This is a genomic window from Kluyvera genomosp. 2, from assembly GCF_036759865.1.
In the GTDB taxonomy this organism is placed as follows: Bacteria; Pseudomonadota; Gammaproteobacteria; order Enterobacterales; family Enterobacteriaceae; genus Kluyvera; species Kluyvera ascorbata_B.
In genome coordinates, this window is record NZ_JAPKIA010000020.1 from 24,259 (window position 1) to 40,413 (window position 16,155).

Here is a 16,155-nt window from a genome sequence, read left to right on the forward strand (position 1 = left end):
GTCTGTGGTGTGAACGGCAGTTTGCAGATGTTAAATGGATTTAACGTTAAGCAAAAGGGGGGAATCGGCGAATCGGCGGGCAAAACCAGGAATATTCCTGCTCAAAATTTACCATAAATCCGATATTGACAACCGCCGTCTGCTGCCACACTGAACTCAGCAACCCGCAATCGTCCGTATTTATGTCATTCTGGGGGTCCCAATGACAGATTTCACTTTGTCAAAACTCATGTTCAGTGGGAAGAAAAAGGCATCCTCCGCCTCCGGCAATCTGGCGTACGTGCTGTTCGTACTGCTCTGCTTTTCGGTGGGGGCTCAGCTGCTGTCGCTGGTGCTGCACGCGCCCGGTATTTATGAGCACCTGATGCAGATACAGGACAACGGCCGTCCGCGCGTGGAAATTGGGCTCGGCGTCGGCACGCTGTTCGGCCTGGTGCCGTTCCTCGCAGGCTGCGCCATCCTTGGCGTGGTGTCACTGGTGCGCCGTCTGCGCCACCACGATTAGCGGATCGCCATACATCTGGCGCGACGTTCGTCCACCCGTTTAGCAAACCACGCCGTGGTTAGCTGGCGGGTGATTTTCGGGCTTTCCAGCTGAATCCCCGGCAGCATCTCTCTGGCCAGCGGTTTACCGGCCTTCTGCTCGGCAATCTTGTAGACGCCTTTATACAGCGCGGTCGTTTCAAACGCCTGGTTGTCGCCTTTTTGCAGCTGGCGGTGGATCTCGCTGTTGCTCAGTGACAGCTTATCCGCCAGCTTTCTGACCGCCATCTCCGTGCTGCCCGCCTCATCGCTACCATAGAGGATCACGTCGCCGTCCAGCGCCAGCTTCACGCCGGTCGCCTTACTGACCGCGTACTGGAACGCGGCGTTGCGGCTGGCGTACCAGCCGGCGTTAAAGTCGGCAAAGCGGTAAATCGGCGCCGTATAGTTAGCCGGATAATTCAGCAGATGGTATGTACCAAACCACAGACCGCCGCGCAGGGAGAACACTTCCTGGCGTACGGTGCCGCTCATTCTCCACGGGTAGTTGTCCTGATGCTGCTCGGCAAACGCAATGCTGACCTGCATCGGGCCGCCGGTGTGTACCGGGTTCAGCGAGCCAAACAGCTTCTGTCCCATTGGCACCATGCCGATGAAATCATCAAATATCGCGCTCAGCTGCTTTTCGGTTTTCACGTTGTCCAATCGCTCGCTGTAGCTTTTGCCATTCGGCGAGTTAATTTTCAGCGCGGTGTGTACCAGAAAGACCGGAATATGCATCTTCTCTGCCCGCCGGTCGATCTCCTGCCAGGCTATTTTGCTAAGGTTCGGCACCGCCGGGTCGGACTGGTAGTTCGACTCCTGCTGCGCCACCGCCAGCACCGCACAGATGTTTTCTTCCGTAGGTGCCAGCTTCTGGCTGTCGAAGGTTTTCGCCAGCGCCTGCGCCCAGGCATCCCTGTCCTTTACGCTGGCCGGCATTTTTTGCCGCACGACGCTTGCCACATCAACCGGTTTTTCGCCCTCTTTCAGCGTGGGCGCCTGCTGGCTGGTACAGGCGCTTAATAGCGCGGCAGCCAGCAGGGTAAGAGAAAACGAACGGTACCGCGTTGTGGCTATCGCCATGGGCTATCCTTATCAAAAATAAAGGGTTATCGCTTAGCTCTGCGGCTGAACGACTTCATCCGGCAGATCTTTATTATCCAGCTCTCGCTCGAAACTGCGCAGACGTTTGTAGATGGACATCAGTTCCACCAGCGTGGTCCAGGAGCTGATCAGGTACTGGAACGATCCGCGTACCTGACCAAAGACGTTGGTTATCTGCGTCATCAGACCGAGCGTAATCGTACCGGCAACAATCGACGGAAACAGCAGGAACAGGCCGAAAACGTTATCGACCTGCAGGTACAAAATGCGGGCGATGTTGAAGTACATATAGTGGAAATAGAGGCGGAAATAGTTGCGGCGCACCGCGCTGAACAGCTCGCGTACGGTCGGGGGCGTCGCGCGAGTGGCGTCATCTTCACCGTAGACCAGCTCTTTACGATAAGCCGCTTCGACGCGCTGATTTTTAAAGTTCAGCCCTGGCAGCTTAATCCCCACCACCGCCAGCATCCCGGTCCCCATCAGCGACCAGACGATCGCGGCAATCACCAACCCATACGGGACGTGGCCGACAATCGGCAGGTCCGGTACGTGCGCGGAAAGCGACACCAGCACCGGCAAGAAGGCAATCAGAGTCATGATGGCATTGATAAAGCTGGTGCCCATATCCTCCAGCGTCGAGGCGAAGCGCATGGTGTCTTCCTGCACACGCTGGGCCGCCCCTTCAATATGGCGCAGGTGCTGCCAGTGGGCCATGTAGTGTTCGTTCATCGCGGTACGCCAGCGGAAAACATAGTGGCTCACGAAGAAGTTGTTCAGCACGCCAATCACGACGGCAATCAGCGCAATCCCGAGGAAGATACCGATCTCCTGATAGAACTGATTAATCGATACCTTGTTCGGCGAAGCCAGCGCGGTCTGGATCAAATCGTAGAACGGCGCATACCAGGCGTTGATGGCAACCCCCACTTCGACCATAAACCAGGTTACGAAGATAATCAGCGCAGTGCCCAGAATCGACCAGTACTGCCAGCGGTGCGGGCTGCGGATAAACCAATAGCCGGCAAACAGCGCAACGCAAATCAGATAGTAGGCGTAGAACACAAGGTAGTTCAGCGACCAAAAGCGCGCAGCGCTAATCGGCACATCGGCACTTGCGCCGGTGAGACGCAGCAGCCAGCTGCCGCCGCCCGCCTGCCAGAAAATGACCGCAATCATTGCCCAAATAAACGCCGAGAGAAAAAAGGGTCCCGGCTTGGGGAAAAAAGACTTAAACATAGTGCTCTCCTGCTTACTTCTTATGGTTTTGCTTTATGCTGTGACAACAGAATACCGCTACGGATCGTTTTTACCGTAAAGAGGTATTAAGCAATGTAACGTGCTATCAGACCGGAAAATGTCGCCAGAGTTCGCCGGCGGTCGCTGTCACTATCATACGCGCCGGATCACAAAAGTGCGTATTCACTGCGATGAATAATCAGCGTATTTACGCTCGGTTACGTTTTTCCCGCTATCATACCGATTTATGGCGCTGTGCCTGATGCCGATTCGCGGTATTTTTAGTATAAATACGCGTTACTTTCCCATTTCAATTCATGGATGCTTCCGTTGAAACGTAGTCTGTTTTTTTCTGCCGCGCTGTGCGTGGCGTCATTGACCTCGGTGCAGGCTGCGCAACCCCAGCCCCTCACCGCTCCCGCGTTTGCGTCCGATATTGTTGACCGCTACGCCAACCATATTTATTACGGTAGCGGCGCGACGGGCATGGCGCTGGTGGTGATCGACGGCAACCAGCGAGTGTTTCGCAGCTTTGGCGAAACCCGGCCGGGCAACAACGTGCATCCGCAGCTCGACTCGGTGATTCGTATTGCCTCACTGAGCAAGCTGATGACCAGCGAAATGCTGGTTAAGCTGCTCGACCAGGGCGTCGTGAAGCTTGACGATCCGCTGAGCAAATATGCTCCATCGGGTGCCAGCGTTCCAACCTATAACGGCACACCGATTACGCTGGTGAATCTGGCGACCCATACCAGCTCCCTGCCGCGCGAACAGCCCGGCGGTGCGGCGCATCGCCCGGTTTTCGTCTGGCCGACGCAGTCTCAGCGCTGGAGCTACCTGTCGACGGCAAAACTGCACGCCGCGCCGGGATCGCAGGCCAGCTACTCTAATCTCGCCTTTGACCTGCTGGCCGACGCGCTGGGCAACGCCGCGCACAAGCCGTATCCGCAGCTGTTCGAAGAGCAAATCACCCGCCCGCTGGGCATGAAAGACACCACCTTTACGCCGTCGCCGGACCAGTGTGGCCGTCTGATGGTGGCAGAGAAAGGCGCCAGCCCGTGTAATAACACGCTGGCGGCAATGGGCAGCGGCGGCGTTTATTCAACGCCGGGCGACATGATGCGCTGGATGCAGCAGTATCTGTCATCCGACTTCTACCGCCGCAGCAGCCAGGCTGACCGCATGCAGACGTTGGTCTACAAGCGCAACCAGCTGACCCGCGTGATCGGCATGGACGTGCCGGGCCACGCCGACGCGCTGGGCCTGGGCTGGGTCTATATGGCGCCGAAAAACGGTCGCCCGGGTATTATTCAGAAAACCGGCGGCGGCGGCGGCTTTATCACCTATATGGCGATGATTCCGCAGTCTAACGTCGGCGCGTTTGTGGTCGTCACCCGTTCGCCACTCACCCGCTTCGTCAATATGAGCGACGGAATTAACGAACTGGTGACCGAACTGAGCGGCAATAAAGCCGACGTCATTCCCGCCTCTTAATATTCCAAAGGCAAACGCGTGATGCCCACGAGTTTGCCTTTTTCCATCTGGATATAGTCGCCCTTGCGCAGCGCCGCCAGCACCTCGGCAATAACCGATCGCGAAATTCGAGTACGCTGCTGAATATAATTCAGCACACCAATACGTGAGCGTAAATTATCGTCCCAGCCGAGCATCATCAATAACGTCTCGCGGATCTGATGATAATGATTAGCGCCAATCAGCTGCTTATCGCGCAGCTCCAGCAGCCGGGTTTGCCAGGCCATCCAATAAAAGGCTTCTCGCCACAGCTGATAGCGGTCGAGACACTGCAGCGTCTCTTTTGCCGGCAGGGAATAGCCCCGGCATTCGACTTCGGCCGTGAGCGAATAATAATGATGAATCGGGCTAGCCGCCGCCGCGAGACCAAAGATTGACGGCCCCTGGACCACGCCAAAGAGAATCGCGTGGTTTTGCCGATGCAGCGACACCGCGCCTTTTTGCAACACGATCGTCGTGTCGCTCAGCGATTGCTCATCCGACAGCAAGCGCTGCCCCGGCATCAGGTTAAAGCTCACGCCACGCGGCGCCAGATGTTTATCCAGCGTGACAAACTCGTCATGCGGCTTGGTTAAATAAGGCATATTTGCGATCCATGCAATGACACCCATCTTCGTGACGGGCATAGCGTTCTAATCAATACAGAAAACAGTCCGACTCTGTATGCTCAAGGTCCGAAAAAGCACCTGCTCAACATAATAAAAAACTTTCACTCTGAGTACAGTAAAAAAAATCAAAAAAAGGTTTCAGTCAACGTTATTTCTCCCCCAGATAAATAATGCAATAAATATTAAAAATACATTCAGGTGAAGCAATAGATATTAATTATTTATGCTCCGCAAAAGGCGTCAAGGAATAACGTCATGCCTCCGATGCCCGCCGGGCCGTACGTCACGTAAAACCACCACTTTAGTAAAACATCTTCTCCCTGATTCGGTTACAATAGACGTCCTTGTTTCACAAACATCAGGCATACCATGACAGACTTACTCCATCGCCCCCGCCGCCTGCGCAAATCCGCTGCGCTGCGCGCTATGTTTGAAGAGACAACACTGAGCTTAAACGACCTGGTGTTGCCGATCTTTGTTGAAGAAGAAATCAACGATTACAAAGCCATCGAAGCCATGCCGGGCGTGATGCGCATTCCAGAAAAACATCTGGCGCGCGAAATTGAACGCATTGCTAACGCCGGTATTCGCTCGGTGATGACCTTTGGAATTTCACACCATACCGACGATACCGGCAGCGATGCGTGGAAAGAAGACGGTCTGGTGGCGCGCATGTCGCGCATCTGCAAACAAACCGTGCCGGAAATGATCGTCATGTCCGACACCTGCTTCTGCGAATACACATCGCACGGCCACTGCGGCGTGCTGTGCGATCACGGCGTGGACAACGATCTGACGCTGGCCAACCTCGGCAAACAGGCGGTCGTAGCCGCCGCGGCGGGCGCGGACTTTATCGCCCCTTCTGCCGCCATGGACGGTCAGGTGCAGGCCATTCGCCAGGCGCTGGACGCGGCGGGCTTTACCGATACCGCCATTATGTCCTACTCCACCAAATTCGCGTCTTCTTTCTACGGCCCGTTCCGTGAAGCGGCGGGTACCGCGCTGAAGGGCGACCGTAAAACCTACCAGATGAACCCGATGAACCGCCGCGAGGCGATCCGTGAGTCTCTGCTGGATGAAGCCCAGGGCGCCGACTGCCTGATGGTCAAACCGGCTGGCGCATACCTTGATATCCTGCGCGATATCCGCGAGCGCACCGAGTTGCCGATTGGCGCCTACCAGGTCAGCGGCGAATACGCGATGATCAAATTCGCCGCCCAGGCTGGCGCCATTGACGAAGAAAAAGTGGTCCTCGAAAGCCTTGGCGCCATTAAACGCGCGGGCGCGGATCTCATCTTTAGTTATTTCGCCCTCGATTTAGCCGAAAAGAAAATTCTGCGTTAATCCCCTTAACGCCCCGCTTTGCGGGGCGTTTTGTCATAAAACGTCACCAAACCGCCATCTAAACGACATCTCGCGCTTCTACTGTCACAGCAGGACAGAGGAGGAGCCGCTATGTTTAGTCTCGACAACGTTATCGACGACCTGTGGCCGGAAGCAAGGCCTGCCCCCTGGCAAAAGAAAATACTGCGTACGCTGCTGCATGAAGCCGAATTTCAGCAATTCGCCGACCTCCATCGCCACCTGAAGGGGCTGGATACGGTCGAGCAGGTGCTGGAGCACCTCAATATCCACTGCGATATCCCGGTACGTAGCCTGGAACAAATCCCCGAGCAGGGCCCGCTGGTGATTATCGCCAACCACCCTACCGGCACCCTCGACGGCCTGGCGCTGCTCTATGCCGTCTCCCGCGTTCGCCGCGACGTTAAAGTCGTCACTAATCGTATGCTGACCCATCTTGGGCCGCTGAGTTCGCTGTTTATCCCGGTGGATAACATCAATGGCCGCACCGCAAAATCGGCGCTCCAGCAAATGGACAACCAGCTGCACAACGGCGGCGTGCTGATCTTCTTCCCAGCCGGCGAAGTTTCGCGCCTGACGCCTCGCGGTATCCGCGACAAAAAATGGCACTCGGGATTCATCAAACTGGCCGCAAAATACCGCGCCCCGCTGCTGCCCGTGTGGATTGATGCGCACAACAGCGCGCTGTTTTACGTCAGCGCACTGCTGTCTAAAAATCTGCCGCTGCTGCTGCTCATGCAGCAGATGTTCCGGCGGCGTAACAGCCGTCTGCCGGTGACAATCGGCGAACAAATTAGCGGATCTGCGTGGTTTAACGCGCATTCCACCCCGCGCGAGATGACCGAGCGCTGCTACCGTCACGTACAGCGCCTCGGCAAGGGCCTGCCGGGGGTGTTTAAAACCGAAAGCGCCATCGCCCGCCCGGAGCCCCGCGCTCTGCTCAAGCGTGAACTGAGCCAGGCGGAATGTCTGGGACGCACCGCGGACGGTAAGGCCATCTATTTGTGGCAGCGCAACGGCCAGGAAGAGGCGCCGCTGCTGCGCGAGCTGGGCCGGCTGCGTGAGATTGCCTTTCGTGCCGTAGGCGAAGGCAGCGGCAAGCGCCGCGATGTGGACGGCTATGATGATGACTATCTGCATTTGATTCTGTGGGATGAAGACGATCTGGAAATTGTCGGCGCCTACCGCTTTATGCCCACCGCGATGCAGCTGGAAAAGCGCGGCCTGGAAGGCATCTACAGCTACAGCCTGTTCCACTACGATCGACGCATGGACGACATTCTCCAGCACGGCATTGAGCTGGGGCGCAGCTTTATTCAGCCGCGCTACTGGGGCCGACGCGGGCTGGACTACCTGTGGTCCGGCATCGGCGCCTACCTGGCGCGCTACCCGCACTATCGCTATCTGTTCGGCCCGGTATCGATTTCCGGCGGCCTGCCGCCGTCGGCGCGCGATCTGCTGGTGGCGTTTTATCGTCTGTGGTTCCCGGCCACGCATCCGCTGGCCGAATCGCGCCGTCCTTACCCGGCGTCGCTACCCGACGTGCTGGCGCAGTTTGGCGGAGAAGACTACAGCGACGATCTGACGCGGTTGAAATCGCTGCTGGGCAACCTCGGCTGCGCCATTCCACCGCTCTACAAACAGTATTCAGAAGTCTGTGAACCCGGCGGCGTACAGTTTATCGATTTTGGCAGCGATCCGGCGTTTAACAACTGCGTGGATGGGCTGGTGCTGGTGGATTTAACCTATCTGAAGGCGAATCGGTATCAGCGGTATATCGGCGCGCATTTAGGTTTGTAGGCCGGACAGGGCGTTTACGCCGCCATCCGGCACGGTGCCGTATTATGCCGGATGGCGCTACGCTTATCCGGCCGACAATCGGCGCCTGTCAGGAACTCACGGCGCACGATAAAACGGCTTATCTCCCAGAATGGTCGCCCGGTGCATAATGCGTCGCTGCGGCAGATAATCGGCGTTGGCGTAATGCTGCGTGACGCGGTTATCCCAAATGGCCACGTCGTTCGGCTGCCAGCGCCAGCGCACCTGAAACTCCGGCTTCGTCACGTGGGCAAACAGGAAGCCCAGCAGCGCCTCGCTCTCTTTCTCCGTCACATCAACAATTCGGGTAGTAAAGCCTTCGTTAACGAACAGCGCCTGCTTGCCGGTCACCGGATGCGTGCGCACCACCGGGTGTAGCAGCGGTGGGTGTTTTGCCACCGCCTCCAGCCAGCGCTGGTGCTCCTCTTCGTTTTTACGGTATTTGTATTCCTGGAACGATTTACGGAAGTCGTGCTCGGCGCGCAGACCGCTCAGCAACGCCTGCAGCGGCGCAGAGAGCGCCTCAAAGGCGGCAATGCCGCTGGTCCACAGGGTATCGCCGCCGGTAGATGGCAGCTCCTTCGCCGCCAGAATCGCCCCGGCAGGCGGCGTCTCGATAAAGGTGACGTCGGTGTGCCAGTTATCGTTATCCGGCGGATTATCGTCGTGGGTATCCAGGACAATAATCTCTTCCACGCCCGGCGCATGGGGATACACCGGGTGAATATGCAAATCACCGAAACGCTGGGCCAGCGCGCGCTGCTGTTCGGGGGTAATCTGCTGCTCGCGCAAAAAGACTACCTGATGGCGCAGCACGGCGTGGTACAGCTGTTCAAACTGATTGTCGCTCAGCGGGCGGGTAAGATCCGCACCGGAAACCTGCGCGCCGATGTAAGGCCCCAGCGGGGTTATCGCCAGACGTTCACTCATTGTACTTCTCCATGCCAGGGGGTCAGGCGACGCTGAAGCGCACGCAGACCCAGTTCCAGACCAAAAGCGATTATTGCGATAACGGCAATACCTGCCAGCACCACATCGGTCGCTAAAAACTCCCCGGCGGATTGCACCATAAAGCCCAGGCCGCGGGTGGCGGCAATAAGCTCGGCGGCCACCAGCGTCGACCAGCCAACGCCTAAACCAATGCGCAGGCCGGTTAATATTTCCGGCAGTGCCCCCGGTAAAATCACCCACCACAGCACCTGCGCGCGGCTGGCGCCCAGCGACTGCGCGGCGCGGATACGCACCTGCTGCGCACTCTTCACTCCCGCCAGCGCCGACATAGCGACCGGTGCGAAAATAGCCAGATAAATCAGTAAGATTTTCGACGTTTCGCCAATACCAAACCAGATAACCATCAGCGGCAGATAGGCCAGCGGCGGCACCGGGCGATACAGTTCGATAATCGGATCGAGGATCCCGCGTACGGTCGGGCTTAATCCCATCGCGATGCCCACCGGGATCCCGACGATCGTTGCCGCCAGCAGGGCCACCAGAATCCGTCCCAGGCTTGCCGCCAGATGCTGCCACAGCGTGGCGTCCATAAAGCCCTGCGGGCTGGCGATAGTCAGCAGCTTAGTCAGTACCTGTACGGGCGATGGCAGAAACAGCGGGCTTATCAGCTGCGCGGCCGCCACCGCCCACCACACCACCAGCAACACCGCCAGGGTGAGCACGCTCAGGGTCAGATGGCGCGAGAACGGCCAGCGTAGCGCCAGCGCTCGCTGGCGCGGTTTATCGTTAATCACCACGCTCATGAGAAGGCCTCCCGTTGTTCAAACACCCGGCTCAGCACGTACTCGCGCTGTTCAATAAACCGCGGGTCGGATTTAATGCTGCGGCAGGATTCACCGGCCACAAAGCGGCGGGCGAAGTCGAGCGGCAAACGTTCCAGCACGCGACCCGGCCCCGGCGACAGCAGAACCAGCTCGGTTGCCATAAACACCGCTTCTTCAATATCGTGGGTAATCAGCAGCACTTTCTTACCCGTCTCATGCCACAGCCGCAGCAGCAACGTCTGCATCTGCTCGCGGGTAAAGGCGTCAAGCGCGCCGAACGGCTCATCCAATAGCAGCAGCTGTGGGTTGGCGGCCAGCGCCCGGGCTATGCCAACGCGCTGACGCTGACCGCCGGAGAGCTGCCAGATAAAGCGTTTTTCCGCGCCTTCCAGCCCGACCTTTTTCAGCATCTGCGTCGCCGTCTCGCGGCGTGCCTCTTTGTTAACGCCTGCCAGCTGTAGTCCTAATGCGACGTTATCCTGCACATTGCGCCACGGGAGAAGGCCCTCATTCTGAAAGACCACACCGCGATCGGCTCCCGGCCCGCTCACGCGTTTTCCGTCGAGGATGATGCTGCCGTGCTGATACGGCACGAATCCGGCAATCAGGTTCAGCAGCGTCGTTTTGCCGCAGCCGGACGGGCCGAGCACGACCAGCAGCTCCCCGCTGTCCAGCGTGAGATCGATATCCTCCAGCGCCGGTTTACCGCCGTACTCGGCGCTGAGATGCGAGATTTGCAGCATCATGGCCTCCTTACTTCACAAAACGGTCGGTCACATACTGGCGATAATCGCCCGCCACCGCCGGGACTTTGCCCTGCTCTTTGAGGAACTGCGCGGTGTCGACGATGGCTTTGTTGACCGGGCCATTCAGCGCCTGCGCCTGCTGTTCAGCGGTCAGATAGGTATTCCCCTTCACCAGCCCCGGTACGTCCGATGCCGGTACGCCGCTCAAACGCGCCAGCTTGTTGATATTGTCCGGCTGCGCCAGCCATTGTTCTGGGTTATCGATATAGCCGCGCTGGGCGTCAATCGCGCTTTTGGCGAAAGCCTTCACCACGTCCGGGTGTTTCTCAGCAAAATCTTTGCGCACAACCCACACGTCAAGCGTCGGCGCGCCCCACTCGCCGACCTGCGACGAGTCGGTCAACACGGTGCCGTCTTTTTCCAGCGCATTCACCGCCGGTGCCCACACGTAGGCGCCGTCAATGTCGCCACGTTGCCAGGCGGCAATAATCGCCGGCGGCTGGAGGTTGAGAATTTGTACCTGACCAGGCTTGATGCCCCAGTGTTTGAGCGCCGCCAGCAGGCTGTAGTGGGTGGTAGAAATAAACGGCACGGCGATGCGTTTACCGATCAGATCTTCCGGCTTCGTTATCCCCTTTTTCACCACCAGCGCTTCAGAATTGCCCAGCTTTGAGGCCAGCAGGAACACCTCAATCGGTACCTGCTGGCTCGCGGCGACCGCCAGCGGGCTGGAGCCGAGGTTGCCAATCTGTACGTCGCCGGAGGCCAGCGCGCGGACGATGCTGGCGCCGCTGTCAAACTTGCGCCAGTCCGGCTTCGCGCCGCTCAGTTTTTCGAAGGTGTTGTCCGCCTGCGCCGCTTTGGCGGGCTCGGCGGAGGTTTGATAAGCGATGGTGACGTCCACGGCCTGCGCCTGGAAGGCCAACAGTGCCAGCGTAGCGGCGATAACGGTGAAACGCGATGCGATTGCCATAATGTCCTGCTCCCATGTCTTGTTATATGGGCAGTATTTATTGGCGTGGGGTGTTTGATAAAGGAATTAAAAATGCTTGTTAATTCCAATTCGTTTTTAGAAGAAAAATGGCAAAGGATAGTCTGTAGGCGGGATTCACTGTGGTCATGTAGGCCGGATAAGGCTATGCCGCCATCCGGCTATCTGCGCCGGAGCGCCTGATGGCGCTGCGCTTATCAGGCCTACGTGTACTCAGTTCAGCAATGGGCTTTCAGCGCCGCAATATCTTTTGGCGTGGTGCGACAGCACCCGCCAATCAGCTTCGCTCCCGCGGCCAGCCACTGCGGCAGGTAGCCTTCCAGCGTGGCGCAGGCCTCGCCGTGGTGATGCCAGGTTTTGCTCACCGCATCGTAGTGCTCACCTGAATTCGGGTAGACCACCAGCGGCAACGGCGTCTGGCTGTGCAGGTATTCCAGCGCATCAACGGTGTTTTCCAGCGCGATGCAGTTAATACCTACCGCCAGAATTTGCGGATAGTCCGCCAGCAGCGCAATCACGTCACGTATCGGCGTGCCGTCGCTAAGATGCTGCGCATCGCGCAGGGTGAAAGAGAACCACGCCTGAGCCACCGGATACTCCGCCAGCAGCTGCGCCAGAGCGCGAATCTCGTCAAACGATGGCAACGTTTCACAGGCCAGCAGGTCAACGCCCGCCTCCAGCAACGCCTCAACGCGCGGGCGGTGGAAGTCCTGGAATACCTGGGCACTGCGCTGATAATCACCGCGGTACTCCGAACCGTCCGCCAGATAAGCACCGTAAGGCCCAACGGAACCGGCAATCAGCAGCCCTTTCGCCGTCGGATCTTCAGCCTGATAGGCATCGCGTGCCTGGCGCGCCAGCTCGACGCTTTTGGCAATCAGCGCCCGCGACTGGCTTTCATCCAGCCCGCGAGCGGCAAAGCCATCCGGCGTAGCCTGGTAGCTGGCGGTGATGGCCACCTGCGCCCCGGCGCGGAAGTAGTCGAGGTGTACGTCATAAATCAGCTGCGGGTTTTCCATCAGCACTTTTGCCGACCACAGGCTGTCTGCGAGGTCGCATCCGCGCGCCTCCAGTTCGGTGGCCATTGCACCATCGAGCAGTACAAACGGGCGATCGCTCAGAATGGCGGTTAACGGATTATTCAGCGGCATGCTGCGGCTCCTGTTGGGTCTGACGTGAACGCGTTAAGTAATAGGCACCATAGCACAGCGCCACAAATGGAATCCCGCACCACAGCGCAATACGCTGCGACGGGTCAAAGGCCAGCCCCAGACAGGCCACGACGCAGAGCACAAACCCGAGCACCGGTACCGCGGGGTACCACGGCGCGCGATAGTGGAGCTCGCTCAGCGCTTTGCCCTGCTGTAAGTGACGGCGGCGGAAAACAAAGTGTGAGGCGCAGATACTAATCCATACCGCCACCACCGCAAAACCGGAAATCGCCGACAGCGCCACAAACACAGTATCCGGCGCGACAATGCTGGAGAACAGCGCCAGCAGGCCGCCGAGCATACTCACCGACAGCGCCACCAGCGGCACGCCGTTTTGCGTCACCCGCGAGAAGCAGCGCGGCAGCGTCCGTTCGTTGGACAGCGACCACAGCATCCGCCCGGACGCGTACAGGCCGGAGTTGGCCGCCGACAGAATCGCCGTCAGGATCACGAAGTTGAAGATATCCGCTGCGTAAGGAATACCCACTTTCTCAAATACCAGCACGAACGGGCTTTTTTCGACCCCTGCCTGCTGCATCGGGATCAGCGCGGCCAGCACGAATACGGTGCCGATAAAGAAAATAATTAACCGCGCGATGGTGGTGCGAATCGCCACCGGGATCACTTTGTGCGGGTTCTCGGTTTCCCCGGCGGCGATACCGATAAGCTCGGTGCCGGAAAAAGCAAAGTTGACGGCTACCATGGTCATCAGAATCGGCAGCCCGCCGTGCGGGAACCAGCCCTCGGCGGTGAGGTTATGCAGCCCCGGCGCGGGTGAACCGTCCTGCATCGGGATAAACCCAAAGATAGCCGCGCCGCCCAGTACGATAAACGCGATGATGGTAATCACCTTCACCAGCGAGAACCAGAATTCACCTTCGGCAAAGAAGCGGGTCGAGATAACGTTAAGGCCGAAAATCAGCACGCAGAACAGCAGGCACCAGATCCACACCGGCACCTGGGGGAACCAGTACTGCATACAGAACCCGGCGGCGGTAAAGCTGGAACCCAGCGCAACCGTCCACGTCAGCCAGTAGAGCCAGGCAACGGTGTAGCCGGTTGCCGGGCCAAGATAGCGCGACGCGTAAAGGTGAAACGCGCCCGTTTCCGGCATGGCCACCGACAGCTCACCGAGGCACTGCATCACCAGCCAGACCACCAGCGCGCCAATAAGATAGGCCAGCAGCGTACCTGCCGCGCCGGTCGTCGAGATGATATAGCCGGTATTAAAAAAAAGCCCTGTGCCAATCACGCCACCCAGCGACAGCATAATCAGGTGGCGGGTTTTCATGGTGCGCTTGAGCTGCCCACCTTGTTGTTGTGTTGTGTTTTGCATTATTACCTTCTAAACGTATGGACATCTAAACATCCAAATAAGAAGGCAGTTATACAACGATTGTGTGTAAATTGCAAAACGGCCAACGACGATCGACTCAAGCAAACGATGCAATCCATAGAATGGATTGCATCATCAAAATTGAAAGAAAGACAATAATTAAATTATTGATATCCCATTATTACAGGATTGATGGGATATTGCCCCACAAACATATCATAGGGCATTTAAATAAAAGAAAGATGAAAAATAAGCTTCTATTTTCCCTTCATATTATATTTTTATCACCAAGCCAGTATTACTTTAATGAACTCACATCCGTCACCCTCTTTTCAAGATCGGGTTTTACGGGGCTATACGTTTTGACATAATCAATGATTGACTCTGCAGAGGTCGTGCCGCTAATTGTTTTTACATTTTTTCCATTTAAAAATGACTCAAAACCATCGCCGCCAGTCGCACAAAATGAGTGTGTGACAACTCGATAAGTTTTCGTTGATTCTATAGGTTGATTATTAATAGTAAATTTAATCAACCGATCGCCAAGAGGTTTTTTGCTATCATATTCAACATGCACATTTTTTGACACTTGCAAAACACCATTGGTGAGGTTGGTTGCATGAATCATTAAATTGATGAGATCTTTTCCAGTCAGATCCATTTCAACCAGTTCGTTATTAAACGGGAAGGTTGTAATAATATCACCGTACTTTAAATTTCCTTGTGGAAAATCAGCGCGCATGCCGCCACTGTTTTGGAATCCTGCGACAGCATCCGGTGCTTTAGCCATCATAGCATCGAGAACTAAGTTACCAACGGGCGATGATTCCCCATAAGCACGAGTGAATGGCGCGGTTGCCGACCCAATAATCTGGTCAGTGATGTTTTTTAACTTAGTATTCCACTCATCAATCTTAGCTTGCACTTTTGGATCGGGTTTATATTCATCAGCAAACACGGTGATTAATTTACCGCTGTAGCCATCAATTTTTTTCGTCTGAGGGTTAAAATCCAACACTAACTTACCAACATCGGTACCATACGCATCCGTTGACACAACCAGCGTGTTATTGACTTTAATGGGTTCGGGAGTGCCCACATGAGCGTGTCCTGTGATTAGCACATCAATACCTTCAAATTTCTTTGCGGTATCGATATCGGCTTGCAGCATTCTGGCTACGTCTTTACTTCCATAACTGGATTGGCGCGCTGGTGTCCCTTCGTGGATAAGCAGTACAATGATATCAACCTTACCTTTTAATTCATCAAGCCCTTTTTGGATATAAGGCCCTTCATCACGAGCTTCCGAGCCAGCATAGGCCTTAGCCGCGACCGTATCATAAAATGCAAATTTTTGATGCACCCCTATTACGCCAATTTTTATGCCATCTTTTTCGACAATCGTCCAGGGTTTATTCCAGACCGGCTTGTCACTATTCGTATAGAATACATTTCCCAGTAAAATGGGAAAGTTCGCTTTTGATAACTGCTTAACCATGTTATCAACGCCATGATCAAATTCGTGGTTGCCCACTGATACCGCATCAAAAGGCATTGTATTCATTATATCAATAATTGCTTCACCTTTTGTCAGGCTACTGATATAGGGCCCAGTAAAATAGTCTCCCGCATCAAAGAAAAATACATCTTTACTTTCTTTCCTGGCATCATTAACGAGTGTCGCAATATTAGCAAAACCACCTACTGCACGCGCCTTGTCAACGGCAGGAATTTTGCCTGGAGAAACATGAGCATGGAGGTCATTGGTATAATAAATAGTCACATCCTTCGCACAAACCCAAAAAGGTAATGCGAGTAGAATACCGGCAGTCAGTGCCTTTATTTTCATAGCGAGTTCCGTTCAGTTATATAAAGGCTTGTTAATTTACATTCAGAAAGGTTTTTTTATG

The 16,155-nt window shown here is 56.1% G+C and carries 14 protein-coding genes; 4 read left to right on the forward strand and 10 right to left on the reverse strand.

Annotation, left to right across the window (positions count from 1 at the left end; genetic code table 11):
• The first annotated feature begins 202 nt into the window (after positions 1-202).
• Positions 203-505, forward strand: coding sequence for a DUF2755 family protein (locus V6942_RS19615; RefSeq protein ID WP_106928098.1), 303 nt, complete (start codon positions 203-205; stop codon positions 503-505).
• On the opposite strand, the gene V6942_RS19620 is transcribed toward V6942_RS19615, so the two are convergent.
• Both V6942_RS19620 and sbmA read right to left on the reverse strand, forming a co-directional pair.
• Entirely contained in the window at positions 502-1,608 is a 1,107-nt protein-coding gene (locus V6942_RS19620; protein WP_333501696.1) for a DUF1615 domain-containing protein, read from the reverse strand. The genes V6942_RS19615 and V6942_RS19620 overlap by 4 nt on opposite strands.
• 33 nt (positions 1,609-1,641) lie before the next feature.
• Positions 1,642-2,865, reverse strand: a complete 1,224-nt coding sequence (gene sbmA, locus V6942_RS19625; protein WP_182929409.1) for a peptide antibiotic transporter SbmA — start codon at positions 2,863-2,865, stop codon at positions 1,642-1,644.
• Positions 2,866-3,195: 330 nt separating this feature from the next.
• Here sbmA and ampH point away from each other — a divergent pair, with 330 nt between their 5' ends.
• Positions 3,196-4,359 (forward strand): D-alanyl-D-alanine-carboxypeptidase/endopeptidase AmpH, encoded by a 1,164-nt coding sequence (gene ampH / locus V6942_RS19630; RefSeq protein ID WP_182929408.1) that lies wholly within the window; start codon positions 3,196-3,198, stop codon positions 4,357-4,359.
• Here the strand turns inward: ampH and V6942_RS19635 are convergent.
• Positions 4,356-4,982, reverse strand: coding sequence for a helix-turn-helix domain-containing protein (locus V6942_RS19635; RefSeq protein WP_106928106.1), 627 nt, complete (start codon positions 4,980-4,982; stop codon positions 4,356-4,358). The genes ampH and V6942_RS19635 overlap by 4 nt on opposite strands.
• A 393-nt stretch (positions 4,983-5,375) precedes the next feature.
• Between V6942_RS19635 and hemB the strand changes: the two genes are divergently transcribed.
• Together hemB and V6942_RS19645 are read left to right on the forward strand one after the other, a co-directional pair.
• The gene (hemB, locus tag V6942_RS19640) at positions 5,376-6,350 is read left to right on the forward strand and encodes a porphobilinogen synthase (RefSeq protein ID WP_065357864.1); all 975 of its coding nucleotides are present in this window, start codon (positions 5,376-5,378) and stop codon (positions 6,348-6,350) included.
• A 111-nt stretch (positions 6,351-6,461) separates the two neighbouring features.
• Positions 6,462-8,168 carry a lysophospholipid acyltransferase family protein gene (locus V6942_RS19645; protein ID WP_333501697.1) on the forward strand — a complete coding sequence of 569 codons (1,707 nt, stop codon included), beginning with the start codon at positions 6,462-6,464 and terminating at the stop codon, positions 8,166-8,168.
• Between the two features lie 96 nt (positions 8,169-8,264).
• On the opposite strand, the gene tauD is transcribed toward V6942_RS19645, so the two are convergent.
• From tauD to V6942_RS19680, 7 genes are all read right to left on the reverse strand, one after another.
• A complete protein-coding gene (gene tauD / locus V6942_RS19650) occupies positions 8,265-9,116 on the reverse strand; it encodes a taurine dioxygenase (RefSeq protein WP_182929406.1) in 852 nt (283 codons plus the stop codon).
• Positions 9,113-9,940, reverse strand: coding sequence for a taurine ABC transporter permease TauC (gene tauC, locus V6942_RS19655; RefSeq protein ID WP_106928113.1), 828 nt, complete (start codon positions 9,938-9,940; stop codon positions 9,113-9,115). The genes tauD and tauC overlap by 4 nt, the downstream gene beginning before the upstream one ends.
• Positions 9,937-10,704, reverse strand: a complete 768-nt coding sequence (tauB, locus tag V6942_RS19660; protein WP_333501732.1) for a taurine ABC transporter ATP-binding subunit — start codon at positions 10,702-10,704, stop codon at positions 9,937-9,939. Before tauB ends, tauC begins: the two co-directional genes overlap by 4 nt.
• 10 nt (positions 10,705-10,714) lie before the next feature.
• Positions 10,715-11,680: a taurine ABC transporter substrate-binding protein gene (gene tauA, locus V6942_RS19665; RefSeq protein WP_333501698.1), complete on the reverse strand. Its 966-nt coding sequence runs from the start codon at positions 11,678-11,680 to the stop codon at positions 10,715-10,717.
• 236 nt (positions 11,681-11,916) lie between these two features.
• A complete protein-coding gene (gene mmuM, locus V6942_RS19670; RefSeq protein WP_106928119.1) occupies positions 11,917-12,849 on the reverse strand; it encodes a homocysteine S-methyltransferase in 933 nt (310 codons plus the stop codon).
• Complete coding sequence (gene mmuP, locus V6942_RS19675) at positions 12,836-14,245, reverse strand: S-methylmethionine permease (RefSeq protein WP_106928121.1); 1,410 nt, start codon at positions 14,243-14,245, stop codon at positions 12,836-12,838. Before mmuP ends, mmuM begins: the two co-directional genes overlap by 14 nt.
• A 298-nt stretch (positions 14,246-14,543) precedes the next feature.
• Positions 14,544-16,094 carry a bifunctional UDP-sugar hydrolase/5'-nucleotidase gene (locus tag V6942_RS19680; RefSeq protein ID WP_333501699.1) on the reverse strand — a complete coding sequence of 517 codons (1,551 nt, stop codon included), beginning with the start codon at positions 16,092-16,094 and terminating at the stop codon, positions 14,544-14,546.
• Positions 16,095-16,155: the final 61 nt, after the last annotated feature.

Excerpts from the sequence above, each read along its gene's own strand:
- tauB (WP_333501732.1), bottom strand. The coding sequence starts at position 10,704 with ATGCTGCAAATCTCGCATCTCAGCGCCGAGTACGGCGGTAAACCGGCG.
- V6942_RS19680 (WP_333501699.1), bottom strand. The coding sequence starts at position 16,094 with ATGAAAATAAAGGCACTGACTGCCGGTATTCTACTCGCATTACCTTTT.
- tauD (WP_182929406.1), bottom strand. The coding sequence starts at position 9,116 with ATGAGTGAACGTCTGGCGATAACCCCGCTGGGGCCTTACATCGGCGCG.
- mmuM (WP_106928119.1), bottom strand. The coding sequence starts at position 12,849 with ATGCCGCTGAATAATCCGTTAACCGCCATTCTGAGCGATCGCCCGTTT.
- V6942_RS19635 (WP_106928106.1), bottom strand. The coding sequence starts at position 4,982 with ATGCCTTATTTAACCAAGCCGCATGACGAGTTTGTCACGCTGGATAAA.
- hemB (WP_065357864.1), top strand. The coding sequence starts at position 5,376 with ATGACAGACTTACTCCATCGCCCCCGCCGCCTGCGCAAATCCGCTGCG.
- sbmA (WP_182929409.1), bottom strand. The coding sequence starts at position 2,865 with ATGTTTAAGTCTTTTTTCCCCAAGCCGGGACCCTTTTTTCTCTCGGCG.
- mmuP (WP_106928121.1), bottom strand. The coding sequence starts at position 14,245 with ATGCAAAACACAACACAACAACAAGGTGGGCAGCTCAAGCGCACCATG.
- tauC (WP_106928113.1), bottom strand. The coding sequence starts at position 9,940 with ATGAGCGTGGTGATTAACGATAAACCGCGCCAGCGAGCGCTGGCGCTA.
- V6942_RS19645 (WP_333501697.1), top strand. The coding sequence starts at position 6,462 with ATGTTTAGTCTCGACAACGTTATCGACGACCTGTGGCCGGAAGCAAGG.
- tauA (WP_333501698.1), bottom strand. The coding sequence starts at position 11,680 with ATGGCAATCGCATCGCGTTTCACCGTTATCGCCGCTACGCTGGCACTG.
- V6942_RS19620 (WP_333501696.1), bottom strand. The coding sequence starts at position 1,608 with ATGGCGATAGCCACAACGCGGTACCGTTCGTTTTCTCTTACCCTGCTG.
- V6942_RS19615 (WP_106928098.1), top strand. The coding sequence starts at position 203 with ATGACAGATTTCACTTTGTCAAAACTCATGTTCAGTGGGAAGAAAAAG.